The organism is Mucilaginibacter gynuensis (assembly GCF_039541195.1).
GTDB lineage: Bacteria > Bacteroidota > Bacteroidia > Sphingobacteriales > Sphingobacteriaceae > Mucilaginibacter > Mucilaginibacter gynuensis.
The window spans coordinates 14,790-34,948 of the sequence record NZ_BAABFT010000005.1; the positions used below are offsets into that span (position 1 = coordinate 14,790).

General features: G+C 45.5%; 12 protein-coding genes. 8 read left to right on the forward strand and 4 right to left on the reverse strand.

Translation table 11 applies throughout. The features are described 5' to 3' along the window. Window positions 1–47: 47 nt before the first annotated feature. Both ABD894_RS11230 and ABD894_RS11235 read right to left on the reverse strand, forming a co-directional pair. Window positions 48–629 carry a TetR/AcrR family transcriptional regulator gene (locus ABD894_RS11230; protein ID WP_345211122.1) on the reverse strand — a complete coding sequence of 194 codons (582 nt, stop codon included), beginning with the start codon at window positions 627–629 and terminating at the stop codon, window positions 48–50. 138 nt (window positions 630–767) lie between these two features. Beyond that, window positions 768–1,523, reverse strand: coding sequence for an SDR family oxidoreductase (locus tag ABD894_RS11235; protein WP_345211123.1), 756 nt, complete (start codon window positions 1,521–1,523; stop codon window positions 768–770). A 252-nt stretch (window positions 1,524–1,775) separates the two neighbouring features. On the opposite strand from ABD894_RS11235, the gene ABD894_RS11240 reads away from it, so the two are divergent. The 7 genes from ABD894_RS11240 (at window position 1,776) to ABD894_RS11270 (ending at window position 12,936) form a co-directional block, all read left to right on the forward strand. Further along, on the forward strand, window positions 1,776–4,388 hold the full coding sequence (locus ABD894_RS11240; RefSeq protein ID WP_345211124.1) for an MGH1-like glycoside hydrolase domain-containing protein: 2,613 nt from the start codon (window positions 1,776–1,778) through the stop codon (window positions 4,386–4,388). A gap of 91 nt (window positions 4,389–4,479) precedes the next feature. Beyond that, entirely contained in the window at window positions 4,480–5,175 is a 696-nt protein-coding gene (locus ABD894_RS11245; protein WP_345211125.1) for a response regulator transcription factor, read from the forward strand. Next, on the forward strand, window positions 5,172–6,497 hold the full coding sequence (locus ABD894_RS11250; RefSeq protein ID WP_345211126.1) for a sensor histidine kinase: 1,326 nt from the start codon (window positions 5,172–5,174) through the stop codon (window positions 6,495–6,497). Before ABD894_RS11245 ends, ABD894_RS11250 begins: the two co-directional genes overlap by 4 nt. 126 nt (window positions 6,498–6,623) lie before the next feature. Continuing rightward, window positions 6,624–8,018, forward strand: coding sequence for a TolC family protein (locus ABD894_RS11255; RefSeq protein ID WP_345211127.1), 1,395 nt, complete (start codon window positions 6,624–6,626; stop codon window positions 8,016–8,018). A 9-nt stretch (window positions 8,019–8,027) separates the two neighbouring features. Then, window positions 8,028–11,306, forward strand: a complete 3,279-nt coding sequence (locus tag ABD894_RS11260; protein WP_345211128.1) for an efflux RND transporter permease subunit — start codon at window positions 8,028–8,030, stop codon at window positions 11,304–11,306. Window positions 11,307–11,315: 9 nt separating this feature from the next. Beyond that, window positions 11,316–12,422, forward strand: coding sequence for an efflux RND transporter periplasmic adaptor subunit (locus ABD894_RS11265; protein ID WP_345211129.1), 1,107 nt, complete (start codon window positions 11,316–11,318; stop codon window positions 12,420–12,422). A gap of 232 nt (window positions 12,423–12,654) precedes the next feature. Next, window positions 12,655–12,936 (forward strand): CHC2 zinc finger domain-containing protein, encoded by a 282-nt coding sequence (locus ABD894_RS11270; protein WP_345211130.1) that lies wholly within the window; start codon window positions 12,655–12,657, stop codon window positions 12,934–12,936. Window positions 12,937–13,197: 261 nt separating this feature from the next. Here ABD894_RS11270 and ABD894_RS11275 read toward each other — a convergent pair whose 3' ends face one another. Together ABD894_RS11275 and pta are read right to left on the reverse strand one after the other, a co-directional pair. Continuing rightward, entirely contained in the window at window positions 13,198–14,397 is a 1,200-nt protein-coding gene (locus ABD894_RS11275; protein WP_345211131.1) for an acetate/propionate family kinase, read from the reverse strand. A 28-nt stretch (window positions 14,398–14,425) separates the two neighbouring features. Then, the gene (pta, locus tag ABD894_RS11280) at window positions 14,426–16,516 is read right to left on the reverse strand and encodes a phosphate acetyltransferase (RefSeq protein ID WP_345211132.1); all 2,091 of its coding nucleotides are present in this window, start codon (window positions 16,514–16,516) and stop codon (window positions 14,426–14,428) included. Window positions 16,517–16,947: 431 nt separating this feature from the next. Here pta and ABD894_RS11285 point away from each other — a divergent pair, with 431 nt between their 5' ends. Beyond that, window positions 16,948–20,088: an AsmA family protein gene (locus ABD894_RS11285; protein ID WP_345211133.1), complete on the forward strand. Its 3,141-nt coding sequence runs from the start codon at window positions 16,948–16,950 to the stop codon at window positions 20,086–20,088. Window positions 20,089–20,159 lie beyond the last annotated feature (71 nt).

The window sequence follows — 20,159 nt, forward strand, 5'->3', positions numbered from 1 at the left end:
ACCTCAATGACGCGTTTTTTAATGTGCTTATTATCACACGCACTCTCTTACTTTAACGACGACACCGCCACATTAGCAATATCATGCAAGATTTGGGCATCACTACCCGAACGGGCGGCAACTTTTATAGAAGTAATGGCCGCGAATACAAAGCGGGCAAAAGTACGTGCCGAATGTTTGGTCGAGAACTGACCCGCCTCCTGCCCTTTCGCTATCATATCGGTTAGGGCATCCTCCACACTCAGGTTGTTTTGCGCAACCATATCGTTTATTTCTTTATCTTGCCCGGCAAGTTCAACAGCTGTATTCACCATAAAGCAACCTTTAGCCAGTTGATCTTCTATGCTTTCCTTTATCAATCCATCAAAGATCTTTTTTACCGCCACTTCGGCATCACCGGCATTTTTAAGCATGGTGAGCATGGCATTGGTTTGCTTATCCTGGTATTGCTTTAATGATTTGGTAAACAGCGTCCGCTTATCTGTATAAGTATTATACAGGCTTGAACGGTTTATCTTCAATTCATCCACCAAATCCTGCGCGGAGGTGGCATGGTAACCTTTACGCCAAAATAATGTTACCGCCTTATCCAGTATAGCCTCTTCGTCGAAATCTTTTTTACGTGCCATGATCTTAAATACTTTAACCCTTTTTACTTCTGCCTGTTAATGGCAAAAACCAAAAGCCTGCCTGCGCCTGCTTTTGGTTTTTAATACTACAAAATCCATACCAATTTGAAACAATCGTTCCAAATTAAGTGCTAAAAATTAATAAACTATTTTGTTTACAGTTAAACCGCCATCAACAGTAATTTCGGTACCATTCACAAATGACGCGTCGTCAGATGCCAGGAACCTTACCACGTTGGCAATTTCTTCGGCTTGCGCAAAACGGTTCAGTAATATTTTTTGGCCTAATATGGCACCAAAACCGTTCACTTCTTCTTCGCTTAAACCAACTTTACCATATAAAGGAGTTTCAACCGGACCGGGAGATATGGCGTTAACCCTAATTTTTCGAGGAGCAAGTTCACCTGCCAATACTTTGTTAATAGATAGCACAGCTGCTTTACTTGCTGCATAAACACTGCTGCTTGGCATACCTAATACCGCATTTACCGATGTATTGAAGATGATAGAACCGCCATCATTAATAATTGGCAGAAATTTTTGAACGGTAAAGTAAACACCTTTCACATTCAGGTTCATGATAGTATCATAGTGATCTTCAGTGGCCGATTCTACCGGGCTAAAGCTGGCAACGCCTGCATTTAAAAACAGCACGTCAACACTGCCGTAAGTGGCTTTTACTTCGGCAACAAGGTTATCAATTTGATCAAGCTTGCCCTGGTCAGATACTATGCCGATTACATTCAGTTCGGCTGCCGCGTTTTTTACCGCTTCGGCTTTACGACCGGTAATTACCACTTTAGCGCCTTGTGCTGCAAGTTCTTTTGCTGCTGCATAACCAATGCCACTGTTACCACCTGTAACTACGGCCACTTTGTTTGTTAGATTTTTCATTGTTTTATTTTTTAAAGATTGTTGTTTCTAATTATTGACAGGACAAATGTAATAATTTTGAAACGATCGTTTCAAATAAAAAATACGATTTATATATTTCTCAACATTAGGATGACAAATACCCCTATCGCGCACTATTTCACCGGCTAAGTAAGTGTTAGGTAATTTTTAAACATTTAATATAGCAGCGCATTTTTATGTTTAATACCTTAGCAAAATCGTCCCCCCGAAATACTTCTACCGGTAAAAACTATGGATGCAGAAAAAAAGAGGTTAAAAGATCATTACGAAGGCAAACAAAACTGGCTCAAATGGGGGCCTTACGTATCTGAAAGGCAATGGGGAACCGTTCGCGAAGATTACAGCAGCAACGGCGATGCATGGAACTACACTACACACGATATGGCCCGCAGTAAGGCCTATCGCTGGGGCGAAGAAGGTTTATCGGGCATTTGCGACGATCAGCAGCAGCTATGCCTGGCGCTGGGTTTATGGAACGGCAACGATCCAATTTTAAAGGAAAGATTGTTCGGCCTCACTAACAGCGAAGGCAACCATGGTGAAGATGTTAAGGAGATTTATTACTACCTTGATAATACGCCTACACACAGCTACATGAAAATGCTGTACAAATACCCGCAGCGGGCCTATCCCTATAGTCGTATAATTGAAGAGAACCGCCGCCGCGATAAAACGCAGCCTGAATTTGAAATTATCGACACCTGCATTTTTAATGAAGATGCGTACTTTGATGTGTTTACGGAATACGCCAAACACAACGAAGAGGATATATTGATACAATACACTATCCATAACCGCGGCGTTGCCGATGCACCTTTGCATGTGTTGCCGCAGCTATGGTTTCGTAATACCTGGCAGGATGGCGGTTCAAAACCCTTGCTATTTGAGCACACCTCGCACGAAATTGTAACTAAATGCGATTGCCTTGGCCGGTATTATTTTTATGCCGAGGGCGATGCCGAGTTTTTGTTTACCGATAACGAAACCAATAACCGCAGGCTTTACAATGCCGATAACCGTTCGGCCTACCTTAAAGATGGTATTAATAACCGCGTGGTAAACGGCGATAAGGAAGCGGTTAATCCTAACAAAACAGGCACAAAGGCAGCGGCCTGGTATAAATTGAATATTCCGGCTAAGAGCAGTGCTACCATACGCCTTCGCCTTACCAAAACGGAACATAAACGCCCCTTTGAAGATTTTGACAGATCGTTTACGGTTCGCCGTAACGAGGCAGATGGATTTTACGCCGCCAAACAGGCAAAGGTGACCAATGCCGACGAGCGTTTGGTACAACGCCAGGCCTGGGCAGGTATGCTGTGGAACAAGCAATACTATAACTACAATATCAAAAAATGGCTCGACGGCGATCCCGGTCAGCCAACACCTCCGGCTAATCGCAAGCACGCGCGTAACAGCCATTGGAAACATTTTGTGGCCGAGGATATCCTATCCATGCCCGATAAATGGGAATACCCGTGGTTTGCCGCCTGGGATCTCGCCTTTCATTGTATCGCCTTCGCCCCTATTGATGTGGAGTTTGCCAAAAGGCAGTTACTGCTACTGGTAAGCGCCAATTACATGCACCCTAACGGGCAGTTGCCTGCTTACGAGTGGGATTTTAGTGATGTTAATCCACCCGTGCATGCACTGGCTGCGTGGCACGTATACGAGGCCGACTGTAAAGCTACCGGCAATAAGGACATTAAGTTTTTAGAAGAGATCTTTCAAAAACTGCTCATTAATTTTACCTGGTGGGTAAACCGTAAGGATAGTAAAGACAACAACATTTTTGAAGGCGGCTTTTTAGGGCTGGATAATATAGGCGTGTTTAACCGAAGCGCCCCTGTACCCGGCGGCGGCTTTTTAGAGCAGGCCGATGGCACCAGTTGGATGGCCATGTATGCACTCAACATGATGCGTATCTCCATGGAACTGGCTGTGAGGAACAAGGCTTATGAAAGCATGTCGATCAAATTTGCCGAACACTTTTTATACATAGCGGGCTCTATTGCCAATATGGGGTTAGATGCTATTGGTTTGTGGGACGATCAGGATGGTTTTTATTACGACCTGCTGCGTAAACCCGACGGTAGTTGGGACCGCTTGCGCCTGCGTACGCTTGTTGGCCTGATCCCAATGTTTGCTACCAACGTATTTGACGAAGCCCGCTGGAAAACCCTGCCCGGCCTAACCAACCGGCTCGATTGGTTTATGCACCAACGCCCCGACCTGGTAGAACTGGTAAGCCGCTGGGAAGATACAAATGGCGATCAGAAACACCTTTTCTCGCTGCTGCGCGGGCACCGCATGAAGTTATTGCTGCGCCGTATGCTCAATAGCGACGAGTTTCTTTCCCGCTTTGGCATCCGTTCTTTATCAAAACATTACGATAAAGAGCCTTATCATTACAAGCTCAATGGTGAGGATTTTTCGGTTAAATACGTTCCGGGAGATAGCGATTCTTACATGTTTGGCGGCAATAGCAACTGGCGCGGCCCTATATGGATGCCTATCAATTACCTCATCATCCGTGCGCTGTACCGTTTCCACGAGTATTATACCGATGATTTTAAGGTAGAATTCCCGGCGGGATCCGGCGACTACCTTACGCTCGCGCAGATAGCCAATAAGTTAAGCGAAAGGCTGAAATGCCTGTTCCTGAAAGATGAAAAAGGCGAACGTGCCATATTTGGCGGCAATCCCAAATACAACCACGATCCGCACTTTAAAGACTATATCCTGTTCTACGAGTTTTTCAACGGCGATACAGGTCGTGGCCTCGGCGCAGACCATCAAACCGGATGGACGGGATTGGTAGCCTTGTTTTCTGATTATGTTTAGCGGATGGAGTATCGCCCTGAAAAACATCATGTTAGCGTAAGCTTTTTGTCCATTTCAAAATTGATACAGAATTGCGTTCTATATTTGAAAAATGAAAGTACTTGCGTTAGAGGATAATAAAGAACTGGCGGGCAGCATACACGATTTTCTTTCAATGGCCGGTTATATATGCGAACTGGCCGAAAACGTGGCGCAGGCTAAAAACAAACTGCTCTCCTTCGCGTACGATTGTATTTTGCTCGACATTATGTTACCCGATGGCAGCGGGCTCGATCTGTTAAAGTTCATCAAGGCCGAAAAGATACAAAGCGGTGTGCTCATCATATCGGCCAAAGAAGCCCTCGACGATAAGATAAAAGGGTTGGAAAGCGGTGCCGATGATTATCTCACCAAACCCTTCCACCTGTCGGAACTGCATGCCCGCTTGCGTGCTATTTACCGCCGTAAGCATTCCAACGGAAATAACAGCAATATCATCTCCTTCAACGAGATCAGCCTGAATACCGATACCATTCAAGCTTTCATCAATAACCAACTGCTTGATATTACCCGCAAAGAGTTTGAATTGCTGATGTATTTTGTGGTGAACAAAAACCGCGTGCTGTCAAAACAAGCCATAGCAGCTCACCTCTGGGGCGATTATACCGATAATTTAGCTAACTTAGATTTTGTGTATCAGCACGTTAAAAATTTACGTAAAAAAATAAGCCTGCTAAACGGGGCCGATTATATTGATACCGTTTATGGTTTAGGATACAGGTTTACAGCAGCAGAAACAGAAGCATGAAATTAGTTGATAAACTTACTTTATGGCTGGTGGGTGTGGTGTTTTTGGTAACACCTATCAGTATGGTTATATCATACCACAGCATTAAAGATAAAATAAACGAGTCGGAAGTAGGGCGCTTGCAAGAAATAAACGACAAGGTAGCCACGCAGTTAAGGGCGGGCATTCCCCCGCACCGTTATATGCTCGACAGGCCTATCGATATAAAGAAAATTGGCAGTCTGCCTGCAACAAAAATGGTTTCGGCTACGCGCGCGGTTTACAATAAAGACCTTAAACGTGATGAATGCCGGCTGGATGTAACCTCCTATTACCGCATCAATAACACGGCCTACAGCATAGCTACCTACAACTACATTACCCGTGGCGAACAAATTATAGCGGGAATGATGCGTGCCCTGTTCTGGAAAATGGTGCTGATCACCGTATTTGTGGCGGTTTCGGGCAGGCTCATCTCCCGGTATGTGCTGTCATCTTTTCAGCAGACTTTAAAAACCATCCAAAACTTCAACCTGCGCCAGCGCGAAAAGATTGAATTCCCCGCCACCACTACTACCGAATTTAAAGAGCTCAACTTCTTTTTAAAGAAGATGACCGATAAGGCCATTGAAGATTATTCGCGTGTAAAGGAATTTAGCGAGAACGCCTCGCACGAAGTGCAAACGCCTCTGGCTATCATCCGCAGTAAACTGGAATTACTGGCCGAAACCGGCATCAGTGAAAACCAATCGGTACTGATTGAGGATATGCAGAACGCCATTGATAAACTGGCTAAGATCAATCGCTCGCTCCTGTTGCTTACCAAGCTTGATAATTTGGAGTTTGAAACCAATGAGAATATCCGCTTTTGTAAGATCACCAACAGCGTTATCAGTTCGTTCGATCATTGGATCCAGCTTAAAAACATTGCTGTTAATACCAATGTAGATAAAAACATTTCCTTGCAAATACACCCTGTACTGGCCGAAATACTGGTTACCAACCTGTTAAGCAACGCCATAAGGTATAATGTAGAGGACGGGCATATCGATGTATGCCTTACGGCGCAGTCGCTAACCGTAAAAAATACCGGACTGCCACCCGATGCCGATCCTGAATTGTATTTCCGCAGGTTTAAAAAGAGTAGCCACTCGGCCGATAGCATTGGTTTGGGCCTGGCTATTGTTAAACAAATATGCACCGTTAATAAGTTTAATGTGAGTTATACTTATTGCGATGGTTACCATGTGTTACAGGTGAGTTTTTCTGATCATCAGGTATTTACGGACTGCCCGCTACCCGGCGAAGACCTCAACTTTGAGAAAAACATAGCACTTGTGTAATATTTTTGTCACTACTTCAATAAAACCACCAATTCTGTATTAAAACTTCAAGTTTGCTTCAAAATGGTATAGTACTCTTGCACAAGGATTACTACCCACAGTGACCCGCAAATTTTGGGGTTTTACATGAAGATACTACAACCTTTACTACTACTGTCTGTTTTATTGATTGCAGACAGTACATCGGCACAACAAAAACTAAGTTTAAAAGATGCCATTCAACAAGCCGTTGATAATTACGGTACCGTAAAAGCGAAAGCCAATTACGCTAATGCCTCAAAGGCCGGCGTGGTACAGGCCAAGCGCGATTACCTGCCCAACTTAAACATAGGCGCGCAACAAGATTACGGAACGGTTAACGGCCAGAATGGTCCGCTGTATGGTTTCGGTGGATTATCGGTAGCCTCATCGGGCTTACCGCTCGATCATCAAAACTGGAACGCCGCTTTTGGCGCCCTCTATTTAACCAACGTTAACTGGGATTTTTTTGCCTTCGGCAGATTCAAGGAAAAGATCAAAACTGCCCAGACAGTAGCCGACCGTGACAACAACGATTTTCAACAGGAACTTTTCCAACAAAAGGTAAGGGTAACGGCAGCTTATCTTAACCTGCTGGCCGCGCAGCGCCTTACGGCATCGTACCGCAAAAACCTTAACCGCGCCGATACTTCAAGGCGGGTTGTACTATCAAGGGCTAAAGGTGGTTTGATAGCCGGGGTTGATTCATCACAGGCCAATGCTGAAATATCGGGCGCCAAGATATTACTTACCCAGGCGCTTGATGCCGAACAGGAACAAGCCAAACGACTGGCCGTACTGATAGGTGCCGATAACAACAATTTTGTACTCGATAGCCTGTTCATTACCAAAGTACCCACAGGCATCAGCGCGGTAAACTCGCCCGATGTAGTGAGCAACCATCCCTTACTTAGCTGGTACAAAAGCCGCATTGATGTAAGCGACAGGCAGGCTGCATACTATAAAACATTTAACTACCCGGTATTTTCGTTGGTAGGTGTATTTCAAACCAGGGGTTCGGGCTTCAGCAGTTCTTACGCGCAAGATCAAAGCGCTTATACCACCAGCTATTCTGATGGGATTAAGCCCACCCGCTCCAACTACCTGATAGGCGTTGGCGTAACCTGGAACATCACACAGCCGCTGCGCATATCGCAGCAGGTAAAGGCACAACGCTATATTAGCCAAGGCTTGCAGGATGAGTATAACCTTACCAAACAGGAACTGAACGCGCAGCTGAACCTATCCGAACAAAAGATAAAGAATGCTTTGGCCAACTACCGCGAGGTGCCGGTGCAAATAAAAGCGGCTTCAGATGCATGGGTGCAAAAATCGGTACTGTACAAAAACGGGTTATCAAACCTTGTTGATGTTACCCAGGCCCGCTACGCGCTGATCCGTGCCGAAACCGACAGGGATATAGCCTACAATAACGTATGGCAGGCCCTGTTGCTAAAAGCCGCCGCCGCAGGCGATTTCAACCTATTTATCAATGAACTTTAATCTACAATAATGAATTTAATTCGTTTCGCGCTTCGTAAACCTATAACCATTATGGTGCTGGTGGCCGGCCTGCTGTTTTTCGGTATCAAATCGGCAACTACCATTAAGGTTGATATTTTTCCGAAGCTTGATCTGCCGGTAATTTACTTGTCGCACCCGTTTTCGGGTTATACTCCATCGCAAATGGAGGCCATGTTTGGTAAGCAATACATTAACATATTACTGTTTGTAAACGGTGTTAAAAGTATCGAAACCAAAAACATACAGGGCTTAACCCTCATGAAGATCAACTTTTACCCCGGCACCAACATGGCGCAGGCCGCAGCCGAGGTAAGCGCGTTCGCTAACCGTATCCAGGCTATCTTCCCTCCCGGCTCTAACCCGCCGTTCATCATCAGGTTTGATGCCTCTACCCTGCCGGTTGGGCAGCTGATATTAAGCAGTAACCAGCGTAACAATAACGAACTGCTCGATTTGGCTAACGTTTACGTGCGGGCATCCTTCACCACTATACCGGGTTTGGTTGCGCCTCCGCCATTTGGTGGTAACGTGCGTACCGTGGTAATTAAAGCCGACCCCGAAATGCTGCGTTCGCATAACATGACCACCGACCAACTGGTGGAAGCCCTGCGCGTGAACAACCTTACCGCGCCATCGGGCAACGTACGCATCGGCGATAAAAACTACATTACCCCGGTAAATACTACCGAGCATACTATAAAAGATTTTGAGAACATCCCGCTGTTTAAAGGCGGCGTACAAAACGTGTACCTTAAAGATGTGGCCACTGTTGAAGATGGCGCCGACGTTAGCGTTGGTTATGGACTGGTGAACGGCAAGCGTTCGGTTTACCTTAACGTAGCCAAAAGCGCTGATGCCAGTACCTGGGAGGTGGTACAAAACCTGAAGAAAGCCATCCCTAAGATACAAAGCCAGCTGCCCGATGACGTAAAGATCAGCTACGAGTTTGACCAATCTACCTACGTGATCAACTCCGTAAAAAGCCTACTTACCGAGGGTGCCATCGGCGCGCTGCTTACCGGGCTAATGGTATTGCTCTTTTTGGGCGACGTAAGAGGTGCCTGTATCGTAATCCTGACCATTCCCATCGCTATTATATCGGCGGTACTTTTCCTGAGCCTGTTCGGGCAAACCATCAACATCATGACACTTAGCGGACTCGCGCTCGCCATTGGTATTTTGGTGGATGAAAGTACGGTAACTATAGAAAACATACACCAGCACTTTGATATGGGTAAGCCCAAGGCCCTGGCCATTTGGGATGCCTGTAAGGAGATCGCTTTTCCGAAATTGTTGATCCTGTTCTGTATACTGGCGGTGTTCGCGCCGGCGTTCAGCATGGGCGGTATACCGGGCTCACTGTTCCTGCCGCTGGCTTTGGCTATCGGGTTTAGTATGGTGATATCGTACTTTTTGGCACAAACCTTTGTACCGGTTATGGCTAACTGGCTGATGAAGATCAAGCATCATAAAAAGCCAAACGGCGAGGATATGACCGATGCCGAAGAGTTTAAAGCCGCCGGGCTAACCGCCGAGGGCGAACATGATACCTGGGCGCAAAAGAAAGAACTGGTAGAACGTGCCGACAGCAACCGCGATGGCAAAGTGAGCTTTTTTGAACGTGTACGTGCCAGCTATATGCGCTTTATTGACCGTTTGATACCTATGCGCAAGCCTATCGTTATCGGCTACCTGCTCATTACTATTTTGGCAGCCGGTTTAATGATGGCCAGCATTGGCCGCGATGTATTGCCAAAAGTGAACGGCAGCCAGTTCCAGGTGCGTTTGCGTGCCCCTGAAGGCACCCGTATTGAACGTACCGAAGCAAGAACACTGCGTGCTATTGAGGCCATAAAAGGCATTACCGGTAAAGAAAACGTTGCTATTACATCGGCTTATGTAGGTACTCACCCTTCCACGTTCTCTATCAGTCCGATATTTTTATGGATGGCGCAGCCGCACGAAGCCGTTATACAGGTAGCGCTTAATGAAGATTATCATACCAACCTGGATGAACTGAAAGATAAAATAAGGCATGAAATAGGCAAAGAGATGCCCGATTTAAAACTATCTTTTGAGCCGATAGAACTAACCGACAAAATATTAAGCCAGGGATCACCTACCCCGGTTGAGGTAAGGTTATCCGGTAGAAACAAAAAATTGAACGAAGCTTACGCGCAAAAGCTGATAGCCGAACTGAACAAGATCAGTTACCTTCGCGACATACAGTTGGGCCAATCAACCAAATATCCTTCAATTAATGTGGAGATTGACAGGGTACGCGCGGCGCAACTGGGCGTGGATATGAATGATATATCACGTTCGTTAACCGCAACTACCTCATCATCGCGCCTTACGGAGAAAAATATTTGGGTGGATGAAAAATCTGGCTACAGCTACAATGTGCAGATACAAGTGCCTGAAAGCAAAATGGCCAGTATTAACAACATCGGCGAAACGCCGCTGCTCAAAAACAAAGATCGCCCGGTATTGAGCGACGTGGCCACCATCACTCCCGGAACTACTTATGGTGAAAATGATAACCTGGGTGCCATGCCGGTATTATCTGTTACGGCCAACCTTAACAATAAAGATTTAGGCGCGGCTGCTAAAGATGTACAAAAAGCCATAGCCGCAGTAGGCGAATTGCCAAGGGGACTTAACATTGAGATGATAGGCCTAAGCCAAACATTAACCGAAACCATGAGCAGTTTAGAGAGCGGATTAATTGTAGCCATCATTGTGATCTTCCTGATGCTGGCGGCCAACTTCCAGTCGTTCAAAGTATCGGCGGTGGTACTGGCAACAGTACCAGCGGTAATTTTAGGCTCGCTGGCACTGTTGATGATCTGCGGATCAACGCTTAACCTGCAATCGTACATGGGTATGATCATGTCGGTAGGTGTATCCATATCCAACGCGGTATTGTTAATTACCAACGCCGAGCAATTGCGCAAGGTTAACGGTAACGCTACCCTATCGGCCAAAGAAGCTGCCGCCTTGCGGATGCGCCCGATTGTAATGACCGCGCTGGCCATGGTGGTAGGGATGATACCGATGGCAAGCGGACTGGGCGAAGCCGGTGATCAATCATCGCCATTGGGCCGCGCCGTAGTAGGCGGATTGATCGCCTCTACCTTTGCCGCCTTATTTATACTCCCTCTTGCATTTGCATGGGGACAAGGCAAAGCCACTACACAAAGCGTTTCGTTAGACCCGGAAGATGAAGAGAGCAAATATTATGTTAACACAAGTAACCTGTCATAAAAAATGTTTATGAATAAGTCATCAGCAATAAATTTCTTAAAGCTATTAGCTATCGCGGCCACGCTGCAAGCCTGTGGTTCGTCGCAAGGTAAAGAAGAGAAAAAAGCAGAAGCCGAAGAAGCGCCTGCCCAGGAAGTTGTAGCCCTCAAAAAAGGCGTTTTAAAAACCTCCATTGATATGCCCGGCGAACTGGTAGCCTACCAACAGGTTGACCTTTACGCCAAAGTGAGCAGCTTTATAAAAAAGCTGTATGTTGATATAGGTTCGGAAGTTAAAGCAGGCCAGTTACTTGCCGTTATGGAAGCGCCGGAGTACAGTTCGCAGCTATTGGGCGCGCAATCGAGGTTGCAATCGCAGGAAGCGGTATACATGGCCAGCAAGGCTACTTACAAACGCTTGCTTGAAACCAGCAAAACACCGGGCACGGTATCGCCTAACGAATTAGACCTGGCGCAAGCCAAACAAAATTCAGACCTGGCACAGTTAGAGTCGGCCCGTGCGGCTTACCGCGAGGTGGGCGATAACAAGAATTACTTGCAGATACGTGCTCCTTTTGATGGTGTAATTACCGCGCGTAATGTTAGCGCGGGTGCTTACGTTGGTCCGTCGGGTAAGGGATCGGAATTGCCGGTTTTCACCTTGCAGGAACAAAAGAAACTGCGTCTTGCCGTTAGCGTACCCGAAAGTTATACCGGTGTGCTGAACAACAAAAACGAGATCAGCTTTACAGTTAAAGCTTTCCCGGGTGAAAACTTTACAGCCAAAGTAACCCGTTTGGCGGGTGCTTTAGATCAACGTTTAAGATCGCAACGTACAGAGATGGACGTGACCAATACCAACAAAAGATTGTTACCCGGCATGGTGGCCGAAGTGCATATCCCGGTTAGCGGTAACGATGCCTTTGTGGTGCCATCAAAAGCGGTGTTGAACTCTACCCAAGGTGTGTACCTTATTAAAGTAGCCGATAACAAAGCATATTGGGTGCCTGTGAAAACAGGTCGCCAGGCAGATAATCAAACCGAGGTATTTGGTCCGCTTACAGAAGGCGATCATATTATTAAGGCCGCTACCGAAGAGATACGCGATAGCAGCGCGGTTAAAACCAAGGCTATCTAAAACAAAAAGCACATAAATACCCCTAATATATTGCCTGCGGTCTGTTGATCGCGGGCTTTTTTATGTTTTTTAGTATGTAAAGAGTTATTTTAAATATACCTGGGCCTTTGATACCCTCATTTTTGTTAATAACCACACCAAAAGGTGTTTAAACGCACTATTTTTCCACAACCTGCGTGTTTAGCATGGGCAGCAACCGGCGTTTTTGTATGTTTGGGTGTTATTGATAAAAATGTCTTTAGAGCAACTTACCCCTATCGTATTGGCCAAGGCTGATCTGGTCAAACTAATTACTTCATATCTTCCATTACAGGAAAGCCGAAAGATGTTAAAGGGCAGCTGTCCGTTTCACGCTGATAACGGCGCGTCGTTAATGGTATCGCCCGAAAAGAACAGTTTCAAATGCTTCGGTTGCGGTAAAGACGGCGGCCCGGTTGAGTTTGTAATGTTTTACGAAGGATTATCAAGACAGGATGCCGTACAAAACCTGGCGGAACGCATGGGGATGCTTTAGGAATTGTTGAATTTCTAATTCTTTGTATCCCTGCTGTAAATTAGAAAAGTGGTGCGGTGAAAACACCGACCACAGGCTAAACTTTTCCCAACAACAGTATTGTCATTTCGAACGAGGTACGAGGAGAAATCTTCTGCTTCAGGTAAGTCGTAAACATACAAGGCGAAGAAGATTTCTCTCTACGATCGAAATGACAACAAGTGCTTTTCTGATCATAAAATTTAGCCTGTGGTCGGTGTTTTCACCGCACCACATCTCTTTTTACCCCTTCAACAACTGCACACATTGTGTAGCAATCTCCAACTCCTCATTAGTAGGGATGATCAATGTCTTCACTTTTGCATCTGTGCTGCTGATATCTCTTATACCTTTGGCTCGGGTACTGTTCACCGCGGTATCAATGCTGATGCCTAAGTAATCCATATCGGCGCAAACCAGTTCGCGTACCAGGCTGTCGTTTTCGCCTACGCCTGCGGTGAAGATGATGGCATCTACCCCATTCAACGCCGAGGCGTACGCGCCGATGTATTTCTTGATGCGATAGGTATACAAGTCGTAAGCAAGTTTCGAGTTAGCATCGCCTGCGTTAATGGCGGCGGTAATATCGCGCATATCGCTGTAACCGGTTAGGCCCAGCATGCCACTGCGTTTGTTCAGCATGTTACTTACCTGCTCAATATCGTATCCTAACTGGTTTACCAGGTAAAATATTACCGTAGGATCCAAATCGCCGGACCGGGTACCCATAATTAATCCGCTTAGCGGACCAAAGCCCATACTGGTATCAAAGCATTTGCCATTTTGCACGGCCGCCATACTACAGCCATTACCCAAGTGTATGCTGATCAGTTTGGCATCGGGCTTGTTTAAATAAGCTACGGCCTGCTCGGTAACATATTTATGGCTGGTACCATGAAAGCCATACGAGCGGATATTGTAATCGGTATAATAGCTATTTGGCAACGCAAAACGGAAAGCCTTTTCGGGCATGGTTTGGTGAAAGGCCGTATCAAAAACCGCTATCTGTGTGGCGTTAGTAAATATCTTTTCGGCCACTTCCACGCCTAAATAGCTGGCCGGGTTATGCAATGGCGCTAACTGAAATGTGGTTTTTAGCTTTTCCTTTACTTGGGCAGTTATAACCGTTGTGGTGGTAAAAGCCTCGCCGCCATGCACTATGCGGTGACCAATCACTTCAATATCGGCAGGGTCGTGTATTACGCCTATGGCGGCATCAGTCAACAGGTCGTTCACCAGTTTCAAACCGGCTTCGTGATCGTCTATCTCGGTGGTTTTTTGAATTACCTTTTCTTCGCCGTCCTTAAATATTTTATGGGTGATGGTGGCATCGTCAAGCCCGATACGCTCTACCAGTCCGCTGCAAACCGGTTGCGTTGCCGGCATTTTAAATAACTGGTATTTTATAGAGCTGCTGCCGGAATTGATAACAAATATGTTCATGTAAAAGAAGCTGATTTTTAAATTTAAATTATTGCTGACATTGTATTGCGGTGATCACCACGGTGTTGAAAACATCATCAACCGTGCAACCACGGCTTAAATCGTTTACCGGTTTGTTAAGGCCTTGTAGCATCGGCCCAATGGCTAATGCGCCTGTTTCGCGCTGTACGGCTTTGTAAGTATTGTTCCCGGTATTAAGATCGGGGAAGATCAATACACTGGCCTGGCCTGCCACTTCCGATCCCGGCAGCTTGCTGTTACCCACTACAGGGTCAACCGCGGCATCGTACTGAATAGGTCCTTCAACCTTCAGATCAGGGCGTTTAGCTTTCACAATTTCAGTAGCGCGACGAACCTTTTCTACATCTTCACCTTCGCCGGATGTTCCTGATGAGTAAGATAACATGGCCACGCGCGGCTCAATACCGAACATGCTGCTGCTATCGGCCGATGAAATGGCTATCTCTGCCAGTTGTTCGGCAGTAGGGTTAGGATTTACGGCACAATCGCCAAAAACCGATACCCTATCAGGCAAACACATAAAAAATACCGACGATACCAGTGATGTACCCGGTTTAGTTTTTACAAACTGCAATGCCGGGCGAATGGTATGCTGGGTAGTATGTACGGCTCCCGAAACCATACCATCTGCATGGCCGCAATACACCATCATGGTACCGAAGTAAGATACATCGGTCATTAAATCGCGCGCCATTTCCATGTTCACGTTTTTGCTTTTACGCAACTCGTACAGTATGTTCACGTACTCATTGTAACGGTCGGCATCGGCAGGGTTAAATATGTTGATCTTTGAGGGATCGAGGTTCAGTCCCAGCCTTTTTATATTGGCCAGTATATCATCGGGGTTACCCAGTAAGGTAAGGTCAACCACCTCTTGATTAACTAAACGGGCGGCGGCACGTAAAATACGTTCGTCGTTACCCTCGGGCAGTACAATGTGTTTCTTTTGGCTTTTTGCCCAGTTTACCAGCTGGTACTGGAACATGCGCGGCGTAATACCCGATGGTTTAAAGGTTACAATACGCTCATCCAGGGCATTGATGTCGATATACTTGTTAAACGTATCAATAGCGAGCTGAATCTTCTTGGTATTATCGGCAGTAATTTTTGAGCGGATAGCACCCACCGCATTACTGGTTTCAAACGTTCCGGTTTTTACCGCTATTATTGGGATCACGGTTTGCAAACCTTCTATCAGTTTAAGAATTTGCTCTTCCGGCTCGTAACCGGCGGTAAGTATTAACCCCGATACTTTAGGGTAATTTACCGACAGGTTGGCCTGTAAAGCCGATATGATGATATCGCCTCGATCGCCGGGCGTAACTATTAATACGTTCTCTTTTAAGTAACCCAAAAAGTTAGGCACGTTCATGGCACCGGTAACAAAATGGTCTACCTGGTTTGAAAGCTGATCGTGCCCAAAGAGCAGTTTGCCATCCAATTTCTCACAAATTTCTTTTATCGACGGACTTTGCAAACTCTTGCTTGCCGGTATTACGGCCAGTATCATTTCGGCAGATAATTGAGCGGCCAATAGCTCCTGCACATCTTCTACCTGCTCGGGCTTTACTTTATTTACCACCACCGCCAATACCTGTATCTCGCGCGATTCGAAATTACGCATCACCGTTAATACCGAATTGATGGTTTGCGCCGTAGTTTTATTAGCGCCCGATACCACCGCTATAACCGGTGCACGCAGGTTTTTAGCGATCAGTACATTTACGTCAAACTCAAAAGCAGAGCCATCACCAAGGTAATCGGTACCTTCTACCACGGTAAAATCGTATTTATCCTCCAGGTTTTTATACTTGCGTATAATGGTATCCACCATTTCGCCCTGGCTATCGCCTTCGGCCTGGTTCATGGCATCCTGCCAGTTAAAGGCGTGGGTATCCTCATAAGCCATGGGCAGCTCAAAGGTTTTTAATATGGTTTGAATATGCTGATCTTTGGTGCCGGGTTGGGTTTCGCTGATGATAGGCTTAAAGAAACCTATTTTTTGGGCCTTACCCAACAGCATATTAACCAAGCCTATAGAGATGATGGATTTGCCGCTGTTGGCTTCTGTGCTGGTAATAAAAACAGTTTTGGTCATTTTTTGAGTTGCCGCTATTTTTTAAATGAGGTAGTTTAACAACACAGCCTGCCGGAATTGTGTTTGCATTACGGCCTTTTTGGGTATATAGGGCCTGCAAACCGGCAGCAAAGCAGCGCGAAGATCATGTAGTAAAACCTGCTCCGTTTTATGCCCGGTAGGGCATGCTGTGAAATTGGGCGCAAGTTACCCCATAAAGTGCACTCGTTGCAAGTAGATGCGTTATTTTTTTAATGATAAAAATCACATTTCATACACTTCAAACAGCCTTTTTAGTAAAAGCGAACGATTAACCTGTTGTTTGAATATATCCTATGAGTTTAAACGGGTATTAGTATAAGCTTACAGTAATTTCTTTTTAGTAAAGTTGCCATGAAAAGCTGCAAAACAACGGGGAATTGATTTTTGTATTGGCTTTTATCAGTATCTTCATGCACCTTTTTGCAATTACATTTATGCCGGTGCCTGTTAAAAAAATACTGCTGAAAACGCTTAAAATAAGCGCTGTTACTATTGTAAGCCTGTTTGCGCTTATGTTTCTGCTGCCATACCTGTTCCCCGAAACGGTTACGCAAAAAATAAAACAATGGGCAGGCAACAGTATCAATGGTAAAATATCATTCACCGAAACCCATCTGTCATTCTTTAAAAAGTTCCCTTCGTTAACGCTTACACTGAACGATTTCGCGTTGAATGGCAGTGCGCCATTTGATCATGATACTTTAGTTTCGGCAAAAGAAGTTTCGCTGGCTATTGATATTTCGTCGGTATTTAAAAGTAAAATCAACATTAACAAAATATACCTTAGCAACGCTTTTTTTAACATACAGGTTGATAGCAGTGGTAAGGCCAATTATAATGTATATAAATCAGCGGGGGCCAAAGCCGCTAACCCGGCAGATACCGCCAGCGCCTCGTTAGGCATTGAGCAGATTTTGGTAGAGAACAGCCGCCTGGTTTATAACGACCGCTCGATGCCCATGCTTATTAACGCGCGTGGTTTCAATTACAAAGGCAGTGGCGATTTGAGTAAAGATGTGTTCGACCTGTATTCGCATACTGATGCCAGTTCTGTAGATTTCTCTTATGGTGGCAAGGCTTACGTTGTCAATAAAAAGGTAAATGCCGATCTGGTAACAAGCATCAACACTAAATCGCTGGCTTTCGCTTTTCAAAAGAACGACCTGTTGATCAACCAGCTACCGGTTAACTTTAAAGGCAGGTTTGAATTTTTGAAAGATGGTTACGATATGGATTTCAGGGTACGATCTGACCAAAACGACCTGAGTGATATTTTTACCGCCATACCTGATGAATACGCCAAACTTGCCAACGGTATTGATATCAATGGTAATGGCATCATCCAACTAAACCTTACAGGTAAGTATATCGCTGCCAAAAATATTATGCCCGACCTGAGCCTGAGCATGAACATTCGCAACGGTTATGTGGCTAACAAGAGCACACCGGCTCCGGTTAAAAACCTGTACCTTAATATGGATGTTAAGCTCCCCGGCTTAAACCCGGATAGCCTGAACCTGAATATCGATTCGGTGTATTTTAACATTGGTAAAGATTATTTTGGTTCGGTAATTAAGGTACATGGTACAAAATCGCCGTACATTTTTGCCAAGATCAATACCGAGATCGACCTGGAACAATGGTATAAAGTATTCGGCATAAAGCCATTCCAGGTTAAAGGACGCTACAGCTTACACATGCTGGCCGATGGCAAGTATACCACCGGGATACGCAAAAGCGGACTAAGGCAAAAAGTTGACACCGTGATCACCAGCATCCCTAAATTCACCTTACGATCAAAATTCCGGAACGGTTACGTCAAATACACCAAGCTGCCTGAAGCCCTCAAGAATATCAGTTTCGACCTGAATGCCGCTTGTCGTGATCATGATATAGCCAACGCCACTATGGATGTGAGCAACCTCAACGCCGAAGCGTTAAACAACTACATAAAAGGCTATCTGAAATTGAGCAACAAAGCCGGCGCGCTTATTAACGCGGGTATTAAGGCCAAATTCAGGCTGGATGATATTAAGAAATTTTACCCACTGGATAGTATCGACATCCGCGGCGATCTTAACGCCGACGTGCAGACCAAAGGCCGTTATATTCCGGCGCGCCGCATATTCCCCGTAACTAACGCGCACGTTGCCTGGGTGAACGGTTATGTGCAAACTAAATACTACCCGCACCCGGTACACGATATACAGGTGAGTACCGATATTTATAACAACACAGGCTCGTTAAAAGGCCTTAAAGTAAATATTAAACCAGTATCGTTTAAGTTTGAAGGACAACCATTTGTATTGCGTGCCAACCTGCGCAATTTTGATGATCTCGATTATCAAATCGCCTCAAACGGCAGCCTGGATATAGGCCGGATATACCGTGTATTTGCCATGAAAGGTTATGATGTAAAAGGCTTCATCAGCACCAACTTCTCGCTTAAAGGCAAACAAAGCGATGCCACAGCCGGGCATTATGATAAACTGGCTAACTCGGGCAGTATGAAGGTGAAAGATCTTACCTTAAGATCGGAATTATTCCCGAAGCCATTTGTGATTAAGACCGGTGTATTCAGCTTTAACCAAGATAAGATGAACTTCGATCAGTTCAGGGCTAAATACGGCAAATCAACCATTGTACTGAACGGGGCTTTATCAAACGTTATCGCTTACGCGGTTCAGCCGAAATCGCCGTTAAAAGGTGAGTTCAGTTTAAACAGCGACCTGATTATCGCTGATGATTTTATGGCCTTTGCCGGTATGCCTGCCCCTGCTAAACCAAGCAAGGCATCGGGTGTTATCCTCGTTCCACAAAACCTTGATCTTCAGTTTAAGGCCAACGTAAAAAAGGTAAAATACAACGGCCTCGATGTTAGCGATGCCAAAGGCCAAATGAACATCAGCAACGGACAGATCATACTGAAACAAACCGGCTTCAGTCTTATTGGCGCGCCCATGGTAATGGATGCAACCTATGGCAGCCTTACTCCGCAGAAAGCGTTTTTTGATTACCGTATAGATGCCAAAGAATTTGATATACAAAGGGCATATAAAGAAATAAAGCTGTTCCATGACATGGCATCATCAGCCAAATACATACAGGGTAACGTATCATTAAATTACCAGCTAAGCGGCAAACTCAACGGCGATATGATGCCGATATACCCATCGTTAAAAGGCGGCGGCGTATTATCGGTTAAAAAAGTAAAAGTGAGAGGCTTTAAACTGTTCAACGCGGTGGGTAAAGAAACCGGGCGTGATAGCTTAGGTAAGGGCGATATTTCAAAGGTTGACATGAAGACCAGCATCGCCAACAATATCATCACCATTGAACGCACCAAAATGCGCATGGCGGGTTTCCGTCCGCGCATTGAGGGGCAGGTAAGTTTTAGCGGCAACCTTAATTTGAAATTCAGACTCGGTCTGCCGCCTTTCGGCATTTTCGGCATCCCGATGACCATCACCGGTACTCAGGAAAAACCAAAAGTTCGCCTGGGAAGAGGCAAAAAAGAAGATGAATTGCAGGAAGAGAAAGAAGAGGAATAGTTTGACTTCACTCTATGAAAACATGGTGTATTTTATTAATGCATAGTCAGTATTTGGATTTATAAGCTTAA